The following is an 18220-nucleotide window of genomic DNA, read 5'->3' on the forward strand; positions in this document are numbered from 1 at the left end:
GCGTTTAGCAGTCGGACGCGATCTTATTGTGGAACCCGGGGAAGGAAGTTTCGGTATAATTCGATTCCCTATGTCGCCACGCTCCTTCCTTCCCTCGCGACAATGCTCCCACCTCGATTCACCAGTCAACACGCTGAGATGCCCCCGACTCAAGCATGGCGATCCTGTGCCATTGTTTTGCTTGCTATTCTGCTCATCCAGGGCCTTGTTGCGCAGAGTCCGGTCGACGCGCAGGTCGTGGATCCAAAGGAAAGGACGCGCGGTGACAACAAAGTCGTTGCCACTGAACGAACTTCGATGCCGGCCAGTGCGAGACCCGGAGGTGACCTGCAGCGTTACGAAAAATCGATCAAGCCACTCTTGGAGCAGGCGTGCTTCGATTGCCACAGCGGGGACACCGTCGAGGGAAACTTCCGCGCCGATCGGCTTGATCCTGATTTGGTCGGCGGCGGAGACATCGCCTGGTGGTTGGAGCTGTACTCCGTTCTTAGCAAGGGCGAGATGCCGCCGCCGGAGTCTAGCGAACTCACCGACGAAGATCGAATCCGCATCGTGGACTGGCTTTCCACTGAGATTCAGGCGGCGGAAAGACAACGCAAGGCGAGTGGCAATCACTCTTCGTTTCGACGGCTGACTCGTTACGAATACAACTACGCACTCCAGGACTTGTTTGGTGTGCCGTGGACATTTGCGGGGGATCTTCCGGCTGAAGCCAGCGAGGACGACGCCTTCGAGAATAATGCCCAGTCGCTGCACATGTCTGTGAAGCAGGTGCAGGCTTATCACCAGCTTGCACTGCAGGCATTGCGTCGAGTCACGGTTCGTGGTGATCGACCGCCGGTGGTGCATTGGGCGATTCCTATGGAGAACGCCTTCCAACGCGAAAAGAAACGGCTTGACAGGGGCATTGAATCGGCCAAGAAGAAGTTCGAGGACATGCCGGACAAACAGGCCGAGCAGATCGAACGTCTGAATCGGAATTTTCAGGCGTCTGCCGACAGATCGCATTACCTGGAACTTTCGACAGGCCTGAGAGCGGAGGCCGACTGGAATTACCGTAAAGCAAGCTATGCATTCAAGCACAGCGACACGTACAAAGCGATGCCGGAGCGTGGTTCACATTTCGCCGTCGTGCAGCCGGGCGGTAGACAGGCACTCACCGTTGAACTCGGCGATAGGTTGCCTGACGAAGGAACGATGCGTGTTCGCATTCGGGCGTCGCGTGCGAAGGATGCCGAGCAGCGGATTCCGAGTTTACAACTGCACTTCGGATTCCAGGCAACCGACCAAGGACGATCCATCAAACGAGTGAGCGGGCAGGACGTCCCCATTCGAGCTTCCTACGGGGAGCCGGAAATTTATCAATGGGATGTCCCTCTCAGCGAGATCGAGCACCGCAATACCTATCGCGGCGAGATGAAACTGGGGGATCAACCGAGCCCGTCGGAGTACATCCGTTTGACGAACAGTACGGTTGGGCACGGCGGAGAAGAAACGGAGAGCCCTGCAATTCTGATCGACTATGTGGAAGTTGCCGCACCGGTTTACGACCAGTGGCCGCCACCGTCGCACCACGAGGTGTTCATTGAAAGCGAGAACTCGCACGATGAAACTGCCTACGCTCAGGAAATCATTTCAGCCTTCATGTCTCGTGCCTGGAGACGCCCGCCCATAACGCGTGATATCGATCGCAAGCTGCAACTGTTCCATCGGCTGCGGCCCAGCAGCACAGATTTCCAGGAGGCAATCGTCGAAGTTCTTGCAACGATTCTGACTTCGCCGAAGTTCCTTTACGTGTTGCCCGGTGAGCAGGAGACGCAACAAGACCGACTGAAGGATCAACTGTCGCAAAACGAATTGGCGACACGGCTTTCACTGTTCCTTTGGTGCAGCCTGCCCGACAAAAGTTTGCTCGATTTGGCTTCCGCCGGCCGCCTCAACGACCGCGAAGTTCTGCGACAGCAGGTCGAACGAATGCTCGCCGATCCTCGTGCAAGACGTTTCTCCAGGCACTTCGTGGGGCAGTGGCTGAAGATGCAGCCGTTGGAATTCCTGAGCCCCACCCGAGCTGAGGATGGTCTCGATGAAGCACTGCTGGAATCGATCAAGCAGGAACCGATCGCTTTGTTTGCAAACATGGTTCGGCACGATGCGAGTGTTTTGGATTTCATCGATTCGGACTACCTGGTCGTGAACGAGCGTCTTGCCAAGCACTATGGAATTCCTGGAGTCCAAGGCAATCATTTCCGCCGCGTTCCCTTGCCAGCTGATTTGAAACGTGGTGGTCTGCTGACTCAAGCGGGTTTGCTTGCGATGAACTCCGACGGAGAGGATTCCCATCCGGTCAAACGCGGGGTGTGGTTGCTGACGAACCTGCTGAACGATCCACCACCGCCGCCTCCACCAGCCGTTCCCGAGATCGATCTCGCCGATCCAGAGATCGCAAAACTATCTTTGAAAGAACGCATTGAAGACCATCGCAATCATCCCGCGTGTCTCTCGTGTCATCAGAAGATCGATCCGTGGGGGATCGCTTTTGAGAACTACGATGCGTTGGGGCGTTGGCGTGATCAGATCGATGGGAAACTCGTTGACGCCACCAGTATTCTGCCCAACAACGCCAGGCTCGACGGGATGCAGGGACTAAAAGAACATCTGATTCAGGATCGCCAGGAACAATTTGTAAGAGCAACGCTTGAGAAAATGGCGTCATTCGCCCTGGGGCGACAGCTTGATTTTGGAGATCGCGCGGCAGTCAGGGATATAATGGGACGAGTGCGAGAATCAGGCGATGGCATTGCAACCATGGTGATGTGCCTTGTGACGAGTGAGCTGTTCCAAGAAAAGTAATATCGAATCACGGTAACCCGTGACGCATACAATCGGGTTGACGCGACCGAGACCCACGTTTTGATTTTTCAAGAGATCACGAAAAATGGCTTTCAACCTCAATCAACTCGATCGACGTCGGTTTCTCCGAGGATCCGGTGCCGCGCTGGCACTTCCGCTTCTGGGATCCACCTTGCCGATTGCTGCGGCCAATCACGACGGGCAGAAATGTCCACGACGTCTGGCCTGCATTTACTACCCCGACGGTGTTCCCATGCCGCTGCGGGAAGACGCCGCGTACCAGGACTGGTCGTGGTTTCCGCATGGTGCCGGAACGGAATTCACTTTCACAAACTGCACCGACGTGTTCGAGCCATTGCGTCACGACATGACCGTGCTGTCTGGGTTTTCGCACCCCGAGGCCCGCAAAGTACACGGCCATCGCAATGCTGACCAATTCCTGACGGCCGCCAGGATTCGTCGCGAGGGTCCGTACAAAAACTCCATCTCTCTTGATCAGGTCTACGCCGAGCACGTCGGAGATCAAACGCGGTTCTCGTCGCTCGTGATGTCGACCGATGGTGGTATCGGAACGCCACGTGCCGCTCAAACACTTTCGTTCAGCCGCACGGGTCGAGCGATTCCTGCAGAGCAAAGCCCGAAGCGAATTTTCGACATGCTGTTCGTCAAGAGCGACGCCGATGCGGCTCGCAGATTGGCGAAGAACGAGAGTGCTTTGGATGAAATGCTTGAAGACGCAAACGATCTTCGCAGAATACTTTCGCCCGCTGACAAGCTTCGGTTCGACGAGTACCTGGATTCCGTTCGCGAAGCGGAGATTCACGTCCAGAAAGCGAAGGACTGGGTGAATCGGCCTCTTCCCACCGTCGACCGGGCAAAAATAGAAGCAGACATCTCGCCGGAGTCTCCGAGGCTGTACGTGCAGACCATGTTGGACATGATCTATCTCGCTTTCAAAACCGATTCGACTCGCGTCGCGACTTATCAGATCGGACGTGAGAATGGCGCCGGGGTCAGCGACCGTCTTGCCCGCGCGGTTGGGTTCAATCTTGCACACCAGTTAACGCACGACACAAAGAATCCCGGTGGCTGGGAAAACCTGGGGAAGTATTGTCGGTTCCTCAATGAAGAGTTTGCCCGGTTCGCAACGCGGCTGAAAGAAACGCCAGAGCCAGCTGGCACAGGTTCCATGCTCGATAACTCGCTGCTCCTGTTCGGTTCCGCATCGAGCGCGTTTCATCTTTCGCGCAACTACCCGCTTGTCCTCGCCGGTGGTCAAAACATGGGATTCAAGCACGGCAGGTACCTGAATTATGCCGGAGCCAATCCCATCGGCGGAGCGTGGCGAGGCGGCCCCGAGCCGTATCAAAAAGAGATCACCCACGATGATCAACCACTGACACCAGTCTTTGTCACGATGCTGCAGCAGCTGGGGATGGAAACCGACAGCTTCGCAGGGGTCACCGGCAACTTTCCCGAATTGCTTTCGTAAACCGGGTCCGCTTTGCGACACAACGAATGCTGAGACGTAGGGCCGGTTCCCAACGACCGAAATTCGGCGTGACCGATCAGCGCCCGCGAATCTCCGCTCTGCTTTAAGAAGCATCAAACGCATCCAGTCAAGCTACTGGAAATGAATCGATTTGTGTTCGCAATCTTTGCGTGTTGTCTCGCTTGCCAAATCGGATCTGCGAGCCAGCCGAACATCATCTTCATCATGGCCGATGACCTCGGTTACGGCGATCTAGCCTGCGACGGCAATAAGGCAGAGCTTTATGATCTCGACCGCGATCGGCCCCCAGCCAGCCGGTTTTCAGGCCCGCCATCGTGTAAACCATTTGCTTTCCAATGTAAGGCAAATGCGGCATCAGGGGCAGCGAGAGGTCACGCCCAAACTGCAGCACTCGATTTGATGTCTGAAAAAAGGGCGTCAGCATTCCCGTCAAAACACTGTGGTAGCCTGTCGTTGATCGACGCGAAGTTTCATACGCGACAAACGCATCTCGGTAGTCTGCATGAATCGACATTTGCTCGGCCAGGACCGCCGCATCCACCAACGCCAAATTCAAACCCTGCCCCAAATGCGGACTTGTCGCGTGGGCCGCGTCGCCGATGAACACCACCCGCCCCTGCGTTACTCGGCGCATCCGACTATTTCGATAGGTCGCGTACCTCACTTCCTCAAGCGACTTGATCTCCGCAATCGCTTCTTCCGCTAACGGAAAAAACTCAACCACTTGCCGTTTCCAAGCGTCCAATCCATCTGCTCGCACGTGTGGCTCTTCGGTTTTTTTCAAACCCCAAAAGAAACTGCAGCGTCCATCTCCCACTGGCAACATCCCCAGCAATCGTCCGCACCGTCCCACGACCTGTAGCAACCGATCCTGCGGCCCCGAGTAAGGACCGATCGTCCACAACGCTGCGTCCGGGTACTCGCGAATGGATCGCGTCAAACCAGAATGCTCACGGAGTCGCGACCGAGCTCCATCTGCCGCGATCAATAGATCAAAACCACCTTTTCTGTCACCGTCTTTTCCGATCAGTTCAACGCCAGCGTCTGTCGCCACGTAACTGGCAATCAATTGCCCTTCGCGAACCTGCACGCCCGCGCTCCCACACCGATCGAACAAGATTTGAAAGAGGTGACTACGCAGCACGCCCAGTCCAAACAATTCGCCAGTGTCTAGCGGCGATTGGTTTTCCCGGCCGTGTTGCCTCAGCCGAGAAGGATACCCAAATGGAAGGACTAGAAAGAATGCTGGCATAGGGCTGCTGAGCGTAGCGAAGCCGCCCTATGCCAGCGGTTACATTTTTCATAGGCGAGCAAGACACTTAGGTCGCCGTGGTGCCCGTCACTAATTTCCTTGCCATGATATTCCGCCACTGACTCACGCGACGTTGAAGCGTTCGTAGTTGACCGCCGTTGTATTTGTCGGGCGATCGTTCGATGAGCCTTTCGAGTAACGACGACGCAGTTGCGTCTGGGGATTTTTCAAGCCATCCAAGAATCGTCGTCCAGTCTCCTTCAAAGGGGTCTGGACGCGTTCGATAATCTCGCGTTCGCATCGGCTTCGGCTGATGAGTTGGTCGGGCCTCGCCTTTCTTCCATAGCTCCGGTAACTGTGAAAGAAATTCTTCGAGATCAATCTGCTGCTCCTGGGAGAGCGAATCCTCCGTCGACAGCGAATCCAGCGCAGCTTGCGATTGTCGGATTGCGTGTAGTAGTTCTAGCGGGTCCTGTTCAAGACGGTTGCGTCGCAAATACTCTTTCGATTCGGATGATACTCGCGAGTCACTAAGTAGCCGTTCACATGGCGTTTGAGGTGAGTGAAACTTCTTGCTTACCCTGGCGCCGTCACGAGTCTTGCTTAAGAGCTTGAAGGATGGCTGAAACATGTTCACGTACCAACGAACACTATCGAAAAGATGTGCGATGGTTTGGCATGCGATCGGTCCCGAGAATCGCTGATAGCCGAGGTGTTTGCGAACGATAGAACCGTTCTTCTGCTCGATCCATGCCTGATCGTTTTTTCGATAGGGCCGTGATCGAGTAAATGTGATACTTTGGGAATCGCAGAATTTGATGACTGATTCGTTGATGAACGAACTGTCATTGTCAGTGTTTATTCCCAGGACTGGAAACGGAAATCTGTTCCGCAGCAATTCCAAAGATTCGACGACGAGAGACTGCTCGCGAATCAGAATCGGGATGCATTCCGTCCATCCAGACGCAACGTCTGTAGCAACCAAACTGTGTATGAATGGGCCGGATAGATTCCCTCCGCAGTGAGCAACAAAATCTACTTCGAGACTCCCAGGGGCGACATCATCCCATTCGGAAAAGGTCTTGACGGCAACTGCAGCGCGGACCTTTTTCTTTGGGCGAACGCGTTTCTTTCCAGTCGCTTCCTCACGTATAGGACGAAGCAGTCGGTCTATGGTTGAAGCACTTGCCGACAACACCCGCGTCTTGAGAGAATCATCAAGATTCATGTGACCGTGCGACTCCATCGACTTCAGCAACTCGGGAAGAATCGCTTTGAGGCGTTTGCCGCATAGGCGATCGGAAGATTCCCAGAGCGTTACAAGCACCTCCTTGACCGCGCAGTCGTATATTTTGCGGCCCACGACTTCACAACGCTCTGGGGTGGTGTTTTGGCGTTCAGCGAGAATTCGCAGCGCGTACTTACGTTGGTGTCCGGTAATCGCAACAAATTCATCGAGTATCCGCGACTTGTCTCGTTTCCGTGCGCCGTAGTATCGCGAACGAATCGAGTCAATCAGTGCAGCTTTTGCTTGCATTTCCATGGCGCCACCTACGATTTGGGTATCTTTCTGTTGAGGCAACCACCATCGTTCGGTATCCGAATTGTTGAGGCAATGCGTTCGTTCGCGATACTACGGCGCACGGAAACGAGACAAGTCGCGGATACTCGATGAATTTGTTGCGATTACCGGACACCAACGTAAGTACGCGCTGCGAATTCTCGCTGAACGCCAAAACACCACCCCAGAGCGTTGTGAAGTCGTGGGCCGCAAAATATACGACTGCGCGGTCAAGGAGGTGCTTGTAACGCTCTGGGAATCTTCCGATCGCCTATGCGGCAAACGCCTCAAAGCGATTCTTCCCGAGTTGCTGAAGTCGATGGAGTCGCACGGTCACATGAATCTTGATGATTCTCTCAAGACGCGGGTGTTGTCGGCAAGTGCTTCAACCATAGACCGACTGCTTCGTCCTATACGTGAGGAAGCGACTGGAAAGAAACGCGTTCGCCCAAAGAAAAAGGTCCGCGCTGCAGTTGCCGTCAAGACCTTTTCCGAATGGGATGATGTCGCCCCTGGGAGTCTCGAAGTAGATTTTGTTGCTCACTGCGGAGGGAATCTATCCGGCCCATTCATACACAGTTTGGTTGCTACAGACGTTGCGTCTGGATGGACGGAATGCATCCCGATTCTGATTCGCGAGCAGTCTCTCGTCGTCGAATCTTTGGAATTGCTGCGGAACAGATTTCCGTTTCCAGTCCTGGGAATAAACACTGACAATGACAGTTCGTTCATCAACGAATCAGTCATCAAATTCTGCGATTCCCAAAGTATCACATTTACTCGATCACGGCCCTATCGAAAAAACGATCAGGCATGGATCGAGCAGAAGAACGGTTCTATCGTTCGCAAACACCTCGGCTATCAGCGATTCTCGGGACCGATCGCATGCCAAACCATCGCACATCTTTTCGATAGTGTTCGTTGGTACGTGAACATGTTTCAGCCATCCTTCAAGCTCTTAAGCAAGACTCGTGACGGCGCCAGGGTAAGCAAGAAGTTTCACTCACCTCAAACGCCATGTGAACGGCTACTTAGTGACTCGCGAGTATCATCCGAATCGAAAGAGTATTTGCGACGCAACCGTCTTGAACAGGACCCGCTAGAACTACTACACGCAATCCGACAATCGCAAGCTGCGCTGGATTCGCTGTCGACGGAGGATTCGCTCTCCCAGGAGCAGCAGATTGATCTCGAAGAATTTCTTTCACAGTTACCGGAGCTATGGAAGAAAGGCGAGGCCCGACCAACTCATCAGCCGAAGCCGATGCGAACGCGAGATTATCGAACGCGTCCAGACCCCTTTGAAGGAGACTGGACGACGATTCTTGGATGGCTTGAAAAATCCCCAGACGCAACTGCGTCGTCGTTACTCGAAAGGCTCATCGAACGATCGCCCGACAAATACAACGGCGGTCAACTACGAACGCTTCAACGTCGCGTGAGTCAGTGGCGGAATATCATGGCAAGGAAATTAGTGACGGGCACCACGGCGACCTAAGTGTCTTGCTCGCCTATGAAAAATGTAACCGCTGGCATAGGGCGGCTTCGCTACGCTCAGCAGCCCTATGCCAGCATTCTTTCTAGTCCTTCCATTTGGGTATCCTTCTCGGCTGAGGCAACACGAAGCGGAGAACCAATTGTCGCCGAACAGCCAGAGACCTTTGCGTAGGGAAGATGCACCAGTGTGCGGCCCGACCGATGCTGTGCCAGCAAGTTGCTGATCTTCGCCGTCTTCAGCGTCACTTCATCCAGCACTCCCAACCGCGCAAGCACCGCCTGTCCGCTAGGCTGCAACAAAATGCCCGCTCCTATCGGACCACATTTGCCTGCCTGTTCAAAAAGTGTTACCGAGTGCCCCTGATCAGCCAACTGCCAAGCCACTGTCGTTCCTGCGATCCCGCTCCCAACAACGGCAATGTTCATTTCATGTCCACTTTCGGTAGGCGGGGTGCGGCAATCCATTCACTGAAGACAAACGTAGCATTCACTGTCGCCATCACTCTCCGCGTGAAGGCTACCTTCGATGCTCAGTTGCCCACAGTTTAGCGATACCCTGGTGTGCAGTCTCAACCGTAAACAGAACGATCGACATCACACGATTTCACCAAAGTCTAGTGGACAGCCCGCGTCGAGTCGCTTCATTGTTTGTTCATGATGACGCAATCGTCTCAGACTGCTAGAATTAACCCGGATCACAGGTGAAACCAATGACAGATACTATCCATCAAAGAAAACAGATGAAACTGACGCACCTGCTCCGACTTTGTGTTGTCGGTGCTTTCGTGTTTGTGGGATCGGAAGCGTCTGGCATCCAAGTCGACGGAAAGTCGAATAGCCAAAACCGTACCACCTATTCCACTCCCGAGGACAGTCCTGAACTTCCCAATGTGCTATTAATCGGCGATTCGATATCGATTGGCTATACGCCGCATGTCCAGGGGCAATTGGCGGGGAAGGCGGATGTCTTTCGCATTCGCGGCAATGGAAAATACTCGGAATACGGATTGCAGAATCTGAACAAGTGGATCGGTACTCGAAAATGGGATGTCATCCATTTCAACTGGGGATTGTGGGACCTTTGTTACCGAAACCCCGAGTCGAAAACCCAGGGAAATCGGGACAAGGTAGACGGGACGCTGACGGCTTCCCCGGAACAATACCGGGCCAACTTGGAAAAGATTGTGAAGCGACTGAAGAAGACCGGCGCCAAATTGATCTGGTGCACAACAACGCCGGTCCCGGAGCATGAAGCGGGTCGAAAGTTGGGCGATGACATCAAGTACAACCGGATTGCGGAAAAGATCATGAAAGCGAACGGGGTGTTGATCAACGACCTGCATTCCCATGCGCTCTTGAAATTGCCCGAAACTCAAATTCGCAGCGGCGATGTCCATTTTACGCAACCGGGTTATGTCCACTTGGCGGAGAAGGTCGCTCATGAAATATCCGCTGTGCTGGCGAAACAGGAACTTGAGTAACAACATCGGTGGCGGCAACTTTCCAGAACTGCTTTGGTAACCCTGCCGCACGTTGCGACACAATTGTTGTTCAGTAGGACAGCAACGCGATTCGCCTGGGACAGCGACGATACACCAAACCTGTCGAACAAAGACGGACTCCCTGCATCATCGTTCCGCACCGACCATTGGCCGGTCGAGTGATGAACCCGTCGAATCGTGAATCTGTCCCGATGACCGCTCAACTTCAAATCAAAGTTGACTCATGCGAAAACAAAGCAGATCCGGCATCGTGCCCAAAGGCTTTTCGCATTTGCGTTCGGTAAGTATCTCGATCTCAGAGCAAACCGAATCCAGACGACTTTTGCATTGGCGAATCGCAGTTTTGACACGAGAGAGCGTTTCGGAGCATTTGACTTTTGCCTTCTGAATTTTTGACTGTACGATCCAATCAGAAATCAGACCATCGAAGAAGTAGTCTGCAAACTTCGCGAATCCGTCGATCTGTAGCGACACCTGGACATGACCCTCGGCAGCACTCAGTCTTTCGGGCAGTTGTTCTCGGACCTGCTCGAATTCGCTGCCGTTGTAGATGGCGTCAAGCACCGATAGGAACTCGAACGGTCGCAAAAAAATGGACCGACCTTGGGTCTCGCTTCTGGATCATCGAGGGCAACGAACAAACATCCGTTCTGCTCATCGGCTTCGACAATCTCGCCCGACCAGTCGATCTCATCTTGATCGTCGGCTTTTTCATAGAACCGATCCGTGAAGCTTTTGTCGTCATCAAGCGAGTTCGGACAAAAGGCGTTCGCACCTTCCCAAGTCCAATCGAATTCGACTGTCTTGCCAATCGGACGCTGTAAAATAAAAACGGTGTGCTCCGTGCTGGAAGGATTCCAGAGTATTTGTGACGACAGATTAGTCACCGGATACCGACGAGAACAATCACCTAACTTTTTAGGTATTTTTCTTGACGGAGGAATTGCGTGACGATATACCTAAAGACTTAGGTGGTACCGCGCGGTTTGCAGATGGCTGCTTTATTGCCACTACTTCGACTTCATTCGTTGGGAAGCGATGCCAATGGACTCTGCTCCGACAGAACGCGAAATGGAAATCCTGAAAGTACTTTGGGAAATCCAAGAAGGCTCTGTACGTGATGTACACGAGCTTTTGGAGCCCGAGTCGGGTTTGCATTTCAACACGATCCAAACTCAGCTCCGCATCATGGACGACAAAGGACTTGTCGAACATCGACGCGAAGGGAGAACGTTTGTTTATCGTCCTCAGTGCACTCGTGAGGACGTCTCGTCGCGATTCATAAAGCAAGTCTACGACGGAGCCGTCAACGAGCTAATGCTGAACATGTTGCGATCTGAAAAACTCAGCGACAAAGAGTTGCAAGAGTTGGAATCGATGATCGCAGAAGCCCGCTTGAAAAAATCAAAGAAGAGGAAAAAGCGATCATGATCTTGCAAAGTTTCTCACAATGGTTGGCTCATTCGATGTTCTTCGGAGCCATCCTACTTTCGCTCGGTGCGATCGCGGTCCTGCTGTTTCGCCAGCCGGTGCATCGCGTTCGCATCATTCACTGGACGCTCACTGCCTGCTTGCTCGTCCCGCTATTCCAGCGATTCGAGTTTCTGCCGAACTATTCGTTGGGGCTGCTGCCAGCGAAGGCTGACGCAATCGTTCCGATGCAGAGAGTCGCGTCATCAAGGGTCCAGTTGAATTTGACGCCGGAGGGACACAAGGAATCATCTCTACTGCAATCGGATCCAAGCACAGAACGACTCCAGCCCCCAACCCATCCAAGTGGGCACATCATTGAACAAGGAAGTAGCCCGCCCTCAAACGCCCAGAAAACAGCTCAGGCCGAAGCCGCGCCTTGGTTTTCGGCTAGTTCTCTTTGGCGCGTCGCACAAGTTCTCTATCTCGCTACGGTTGCCGGCATGAGCATCCTTTGGTGCCTGGCGATTGCGAGGCGATCTGCGATCACACGCCGTAGTCGTCCTGCAAAGGATTCGAGCAAAGAGATGCTCCAAAGCATTGCCGGAACAAACAAACTGCCTAGGTTGCTTGTCAGCGATGACATCCAATCGCCAGTCATGTGGGGTTTGATTCGCTCAACGATTGTCATTCCGTCTTCGCTCGAAAACGGCCAACCAACTCGCCTGCGATGGGGCATCGCACACGAATGGGCACACGTCCTCAACCGTGACTATCCAACTTGGATCCTGGCTGGGATCGCGAAGTTTGTTTGCTTCTTCCAACCTCACTATTGGTGGCTGCGACGGCAATTGACACTTAGCCAAGACTACCTTGCAGATGCTTACGCAACCGACCATGGCGAATCCGCAGAAGATTACGCGGCGTTTTTAGTCGAATTGGCGCGTGGCGAAATTCCTAACCATAGTGCTTTAGCCTTGGGCATCGGCGACAGCAAGTCAAATCTGTTTCGTCGAGTCCGAGTGCTTGTGACCTCAAACGTCCCTTTGATCCGCAGGGCGAACGCACGGTCCGTTCTCGCCATTGCTCTAGCAGGCATCGTCTCGGTCGCAGGATTAAGTCTGCTGCGTCTGGGGTCTCGATCAGCAGTTGCAGCCACACCGGCGATTGCGGACGAGGAGGACAACAGCGATCAAAAAAGCGTCGGTGACGAGACGACGGAGGAAGATCAGCAGCTTCCCGATCCAATCACTTACGTTGGGAAAGTGGTCGATCGCAAGACGGGGGAACCGATCGAAGGCGCTACGGTTGAAGTCACTCACGAGCTAAGTCGCGATCCGAAAACGAATCAGTGGGTCACACTTCACACGACCAAACACATCTCGGACAAAAACGGTAGGTATGAGTTCACTTTGCCGCCAGAGGAAGTCGCTCAGCCATCCCTTTACATCGTCGTCGATGCGAATCACCCCGACTATCAACCCAAGGGGAGAAGCGGCTACTCGCACTCGATGATCCGCACGAACTTGGAAAAGGGAGAGCCGCCGTTCTACGAAACAATCAAGCTTTCTCCGGGCGAGCCGATCGTTGGAAAAATCTTAAATCCTGATGGTTCCCCGGCGGCGAACACTCGTCTAATGGCTTACACAAAACCACCGTCCGAAGGTGAACGCAATAGCTGGACACGCGGAGCCTTCCAATACGACGTGACAGACGAACAAGGCAATTTTCGTGTGGTCGTCGCAACGCCCGGTGACGGAGTGCTTTGGATCTACCCCAAGAACGCTGCCCCCAAAGCGATCCGTCTTGGTGACAAGCGTGGCAAGCTTGATCCAATCCAGCTTGTAAAAGGCAAACGTGTCACCGGCCAAGTGTTGAGCACCAGTGGCGAGCCGGTGCCGAATGTCGGAGTCTCCTTGAGAAGCCAGAGTGACGGCGAAGATGCCGACGAATTTCTAAATCGAAATTCCGTTTCCAGGGGCATTCGCGCTGCCGCAATGACGGACGATCAAGGCAGGTTCCAACTGCATCCTTTGCCAGCAGGCGAGTTTTCCCTACGCATCGAAGATCAGGCCCACGATCCAACGGAAGAGCATAAAGGAAGAAAGCCGAAGAGGGAGTTAGGCCACGTTTTTTCACGGATGAAGCTCACAATCTCGGATGACAATGTCAACGAGCCACTTGAGATACGCGCACTGCCGCATGTCATCGTCCGAGGACGCTTCTTCGATCCCAAAGGCAGACCACGCGCGAGCCACACTCAGCATTTGTTCGGCAAGGTCGACGGCGAATTCTTCTTCACGGAAAGCTCTCACCCGGGTGATGACGGATGGTTCGAATTCAAAGTGCCTCACGGTGCCAGCGAAGTTCGTATCAACACGATGACCAATGAGCACAGTGCCCTGCGCTGGCGACTGAAGCCGGAAGATCCATTGTCCATCGGACGTGAAATTGATCTAGGCACCCTGGAAGAGGATCTGACCACGCTGGAGATGGTCCGCTACAAAGCCCCCATCCTGCTCGTCAAAATCGTGGACAAGGACGGAAAACCGATCAATGGCTTCAAGCCCGACACGAAGTACATTGAAACCAAAGACGGCGGAAAGATGATGGGAGGTAGCTTCGTCTACGGCGGGGCCCTTAACTTTCAAAAACAACCGGACGGTCGCTGGCGTTCTGGCCAGATGCAGCCGGACACCAAATTGGAAGTCACGATTGTCAAGATCGATCAAGGCAATCGAGACGCACCGTCCCCGTCACCCGGTGAAGATCCCGAGGATAAGTCTCAGGAGTTCGACTATGTGGCCGACGCGCAAACCGTGTCGTTGGCGGAAGGTGACACGAAGGAGATTGTGTTCGTGATGGAAAAACGAGTTGGCAGGAAAGAGGAATCCAAGCAAAACGACGCCAAGCCGGCAGACGCCAATTAGTATTCGGAGGGACCGATCCGATGACTGCGATTCGCTTCATACTTCTGCTCGCTCTTGCATCGCCCCTCGGCGAAGCTGCTGAACCGTCGAGCACCGTCAACTACCAGCGGCACATCTCGCCGCTGTTTAGCAAGTTCGGTTGCAACGCGGGCGCGTGCCACGGCGCCGCTGAAGGGCAAGGCGGTTTCAAACTCAGTTTGTTCGGCTTTGATGCTGCTGCGGACTACCAAGCTATCATCGATCAGGACGCTGAGCGTGTGGCGAAATCACCGGACCAAAGTTTGCTGCTTCTCAAGCCAAGCGGAAACTTGGATCATGAAGGCGGCACGCGATTCAACGTCGATTCACCCTCTTATGAGTTGGTTAAACGCTGGATTCGAGAAGGCGCAAAAAACGAAGTACTCGGTGCACTGGTCGAACTTTCCATTGTCCCCGCTCAAGTCAATCTAAGCTCCACCACCCCGGAGGCCGATTTCAAAGTTGTCGCCCGGTTCGCCGATGACTCGAGACTGGACGTTACCAACGTTTCCAAGTTGCACGTTTTAGATGATTCGCTAGCGAAAGTTGACACCAGCGGAAGGCTCACTCGCATCGGTAATGGAGACACATCCATCATCGCCACCTACGGCGGACGCTCGGCCAGCGCGGCGGTTCTGTTAGTTGACGATCCGGAAAACACACTGAGATTGGAACCACCTGCAAACGAAGTCGACGAGTGGATTAACCGCAAGCTGGTGCGGCTACAGATTTCTCCCGCAGAGAAAACGGACGACTATGCATTCCTAAGACGACTTTATCTGATCGCAACGGGGCGTTTGCCGACACCGATAGAAATCCAATCGTTTGTTGCTGACTCAAGTGGCGACAAACGCTCCCGAGCGATCGATCGTGTACTCGTCTCGCCACAGCACGCGAGCCTCTGGGCGACTCGGATGTGTGAAATCACCGGCAGCCGAGAACATTTGTCTTCAGATGCCGCTGTCGCAGAGAAACAGCAGCGGCGATGGCATGAGTGGTTTCGCATTCGCTTTGCCGACAACACGCCATACGATCAAATCGCTCGTAGCGTTTTGACAGCGACATCCCGCGATCGGCATGCAGTGGGCGAGTTTATTAGACGTTGCGCGGAAACGCCCACCGACGTGGCGTTGGATGCCGCATCCTACGCGGCCAAGCCGACATTGGATCTATACTGGGCGCGCCGAGAAGCAAATGAACGGGTCAACCTCGAGTCATTGTCGGAACGCACTGCCGCCGCCTTTCTCGGCGTTCGAATGGAATGTGCTCGCTGCCACAAGCATCCGTTCGATCGCTGGACTCAGAATGACCATCGGTCCTTTGCCAATGTGTTTGCCCAAATTCGATACGGTTTGTCCCCCGAACTGCGTTCGGGATTGGCCAACGCGCTCGAAGAGCGTCGTGCAAGTATCGCTGCAGGCGAAAGTCCACTCCGCATTCCGCGTATCCGTGAAGTCTACGTCACGGACAACCGTTCTGCGAACTTCCGCGATGCCACAACCATGGAAGTACTAAAGCCGAGGCCACTGGGCGGCGCCCCGTTCGAGCCAGAAGGAGATCGCCGCGAGCAGTTCGTCCAGTGGCTCTTGCAGCCTGACAATCCCTTTTTTGCTCGCAACATTGTGAACCGTGTTTGGGCGTTCTATTTCGGTCGCGGAATCACAGAACCGGTCGACGCGTTCTCGGCTTCAAACCCGCCGTCTCATCCAGAGCTTTTGGATTGGCTTGAAAAGGATTTTGTTGCCAGTGGCTATGACATCCGCCGGTTGGAGCGGATGATTTTGAACTCGAATGCTTGGCAGAGAGCTGCCACGATTGCAACGGATCGCAGAAACAACAGTCGCAACTATTCTCGCTTCCAAGTACGGATTCTGCCAGCCGCAGTCATCGTAGATGCTATCGCTGACGTTGCAGGAGACAGCGACCAACGGGCCGTTGAATCTCCGTTGTTCCGCCCTAAAACATCGGGCGCGACGGAGTACTTCCAAGTGTTCGATCGTCCCGAGCGAGTTGCAACATGCGATTGCGAACGAAGTGATGCTCCTTCGTTGCGACAGACCATGCTACTCCTCTCCGACGACACGCTCTTGGAGCGCCTCCGAAAGGGAATCGCCGAAGACTTCACTCACATTCGCAGGGATCGGAAACGAGTGAGGCAATTGTTCTTCACCACGCTTTCTCGCCCGCCGACGAGAGACGAGCGTAAAACGGCGATGGAATACTTGAGCGAATCCGAGGACCGGGTTGAAGCTGTCGTCGATTTGGCTTGGAGTCTTGTGACGACACGTGAGTTTTTCACCAACCACTGAATCCAACAGAGCACCTACCATCACCAGAAGGGTAAAGAGTATGAGCGTGAAGTCGAAAATCTCGCGTCGAAGTGCTTTGTGCATCGGCCCAGCGGCACTGGTAGGGCTCAATCTTTCCCCAGCCATTTTGGCTCTCGCGGCGACCTCAACAGGAAAAGCCAAGAACGTGATCATGGTTTGGCTCGATGGCGGGCCCTCCACGATCGACATGTGGGATCTAAAACCTGAGGCACCCGACCACATTCGCGGCGAATTTAAACCGATCTCCACCCGTGCGTCGGGAATTCAAATCTGTGAACACTTTCCAGAGCTCGCCAAGATCATGGATCGTTGTCTGTTGATCCGAAGTGTGACACATAACATTCCTGCTCACGGCCCCGGGGCACAATATTTGCTAACTGGCCAGCTGCCGTCTGCAGCAGTCGACTACCCTTCCGTCGGTTCATTGGTTTCAAGCCAACTTGCCGACGCGAGCGTTTCCATTCCACCTTATGTGACGTTTGCCGCGCCGCCAGCGGCGGGAGCAGGATACCTCGGATCGGCTTGGAATCCGTTTGATCTAGACCCTGATGCTCGCGAGCTGCCTCGCGGAGTCTCGTTGAATCGCAGCGGTGACCCCAACAACGTAAGTTTGCAACTCAAGCAATTTCAAAAACGACTTGCCCTACGCAAACGATTCGACTCTGGATTTGATCGGCTCAATCAGGACGAAGTCGTCGACGGGCTGCATCGCTTCTCGCAACAAGCCGCCGATGTACTTTTAAAGGATACGATTCGCGATGCACTCGATTTGGAAACTGAAAAGACGAAACGTCTGGTAAAGTTTGGTTCGGGAAGTCTGGGCCGCAACGCACTTCGAGCAAGCCGGCTGATTGAAGCAGGTGCTCGATTTGTGACTGCTACCTTCGGTGGCTGGGACACGCATCAAGGCAATTTCACGACGCTTCGTCAGAATCTGCTTCCGCAACTGGACAAGGCACTGTCGGCATTGATCCTTAATCTGGAGGAACGTGGACTACTCGAGTCGACCATTGTCTACTGTGTCGGAGAGTTTAGCCGGACTCCGATCGTCAATGGCAATGCCGGTCGCGATCATCACTCACGTGCCATGACTGCCCTGCTTGCCGGCGGCGGCTTCCCTGCGGGCACCGCAGTCGGAGCAACCGATAAGGAAGGACACGAACCGATCGATTCCCCGTGTTCGCCCACAAAGCTGCTGGCTACGGTTTTAGATCAGCTTGGCATCGACACCGACACGAAAGTCAAAACGCCCTCCGGCCGTAACATCCGTGTTGTTCCCCAGGGTGTCGCTCCGCTAAGGTTGAACTAGAGCCTTCAGCAAAGCGGACCAGTCGTCTTGATCTAAGGGGGCAGACCT

General features: G+C 54.1%; 11 protein-coding genes. 8 read left to right on the forward strand and 3 right to left on the reverse strand.

Going from position 1 to position 18220, the window contains the following annotated elements; translation table 11 throughout:
- Positions 1-297: 297 nt before the first annotated feature.
- A complete protein-coding gene (locus tag Enr13x_RS04505; RefSeq protein ID WP_231744088.1) occupies positions 298-2850 on the forward strand; it encodes a DUF1592 domain-containing protein in 2553 nt (850 codons plus the stop codon).
- Positions 2851-2935: 85 nt separating this feature from the next.
- The gene (locus Enr13x_RS04510) at positions 2936-4342 is read left to right on the forward strand and encodes a DUF1552 domain-containing protein (RefSeq protein WP_145384914.1); all 1407 of its coding nucleotides are present in this window, start codon (positions 2936-2938) and stop codon (positions 4340-4342) included.
- Between the two features lie 223 nt (positions 4343-4565).
- On the opposite strand, the gene Enr13x_RS04515 is transcribed toward Enr13x_RS04510, so the two are convergent.
- Positions 4566-5615, reverse strand: coding sequence for an FAD-dependent oxidoreductase (locus tag Enr13x_RS04515; RefSeq protein ID WP_145384915.1), 1050 nt, complete (start codon positions 5613-5615; stop codon positions 4566-4568).
- Positions 5616-5682: 67 nt separating this feature from the next.
- Positions 5683-7197 carry an integrase catalytic domain-containing protein gene (locus tag Enr13x_RS04520; RefSeq protein WP_197455208.1) on the reverse strand — a complete coding sequence of 505 codons (1515 nt, stop codon included), beginning with the start codon at positions 7195-7197 and terminating at the stop codon, positions 5683-5685.
- Between the two features lie 25 nt (positions 7198-7222).
- Between Enr13x_RS04520 and Enr13x_RS04525 the strand changes: the two genes are divergently transcribed.
- Positions 7223-8674, forward strand: a complete 1452-nt coding sequence (locus tag Enr13x_RS04525) for an integrase catalytic domain-containing protein (protein ID WP_197455780.1) — start codon at positions 7223-7225, stop codon at positions 8672-8674.
- Between the two features lie 65 nt (positions 8675-8739).
- Here the strand turns inward: Enr13x_RS04525 and Enr13x_RS04530 are convergent, their stop codons facing one another.
- Complete coding sequence (locus Enr13x_RS04530; RefSeq protein ID WP_145384917.1) at positions 8740-9099, reverse strand: FAD-dependent oxidoreductase; 360 nt, start codon at positions 9097-9099, stop codon at positions 8740-8742.
- A gap of 314 nt (positions 9100-9413) precedes the next feature.
- Between Enr13x_RS04530 and Enr13x_RS04535 the strand changes: the two genes are divergently transcribed.
- From Enr13x_RS04535 to Enr13x_RS04560, 5 genes are all read left to right on the forward strand, one after another.
- On the forward strand, positions 9414-10154 hold the full coding sequence (locus Enr13x_RS04535; RefSeq protein ID WP_145384918.1) for an SGNH/GDSL hydrolase family protein: 741 nt from the start codon (positions 9414-9416) through the stop codon (positions 10152-10154).
- A 1065-nt stretch (positions 10155-11219) separates the two neighbouring features.
- Positions 11220-11606 carry a BlaI/MecI/CopY family transcriptional regulator gene (locus Enr13x_RS04545; protein WP_145384919.1) on the forward strand — a complete coding sequence of 129 codons (387 nt, stop codon included), beginning with the start codon at positions 11220-11222 and terminating at the stop codon, positions 11604-11606.
- A complete protein-coding gene (locus Enr13x_RS04550) occupies positions 11603-14515 on the forward strand; it encodes a carboxypeptidase regulatory-like domain-containing protein (RefSeq protein ID WP_145384920.1) in 2913 nt (970 codons plus the stop codon). Before Enr13x_RS04545 ends, Enr13x_RS04550 begins: the two co-directional genes overlap by 4 nt.
- 20 nt (positions 14516-14535) lie before the next feature.
- Complete coding sequence (locus Enr13x_RS04555; RefSeq protein WP_145384921.1) at positions 14536-16842, forward strand: DUF1549 and DUF1553 domain-containing protein; 2307 nt, start codon at positions 14536-14538, stop codon at positions 16840-16842.
- Positions 16820-18172: a DUF1501 domain-containing protein gene (locus Enr13x_RS04560; RefSeq protein WP_145384922.1), complete on the forward strand. Its 1353-nt coding sequence runs from the start codon at positions 16820-16822 to the stop codon at positions 18170-18172. The genes Enr13x_RS04555 and Enr13x_RS04560 overlap by 23 nt, the downstream gene beginning before the upstream one ends.
- Positions 18173-18220: the final 48 nt, after the last annotated feature.

Origin of the sequence: Stieleria neptunia (genome assembly GCF_007754155.1) — a bacterium.
Lineage (GTDB): Bacteria > Planctomycetota > Planctomycetia > Pirellulales > Pirellulaceae > Stieleria > Stieleria neptunia.

Coding starts and splice junctions, on each gene's coding strand:
- Enr13x_RS04505 (WP_231744088.1), top strand. CDS start 298: ATGCCGGCCAGTGCGAGACCCGGAGGTGACCTGCAGCGTTACGAAAAA.
- Enr13x_RS04510 (WP_145384914.1), top strand. CDS start 2,936: ATGGCTTTCAACCTCAATCAACTCGATCGACGTCGGTTTCTCCGAGGA.
- Enr13x_RS04515 (WP_145384915.1), bottom strand. CDS start 5,615: ATGCCAGCATTCTTTCTAGTCCTTCCATTTGGGTATCCTTCTCGGCTG.
- Enr13x_RS04530 (WP_145384917.1), bottom strand. CDS start 9,099: ATGAACATTGCCGTTGTTGGGAGCGGGATCGCAGGAACGACAGTGGCT.
- Enr13x_RS04535 (WP_145384918.1), top strand. CDS start 9,414: ATGAAACTGACGCACCTGCTCCGACTTTGTGTTGTCGGTGCTTTCGTG.
- Enr13x_RS04545 (WP_145384919.1), top strand. CDS start 11,220: ATGGACTCTGCTCCGACAGAACGCGAAATGGAAATCCTGAAAGTACTT.
- Enr13x_RS04550 (WP_145384920.1), top strand. CDS start 11,603: ATGATCTTGCAAAGTTTCTCACAATGGTTGGCTCATTCGATGTTCTTC.
- Enr13x_RS04555 (WP_145384921.1), top strand. CDS start 14,536: ATGACTGCGATTCGCTTCATACTTCTGCTCGCTCTTGCATCGCCCCTC.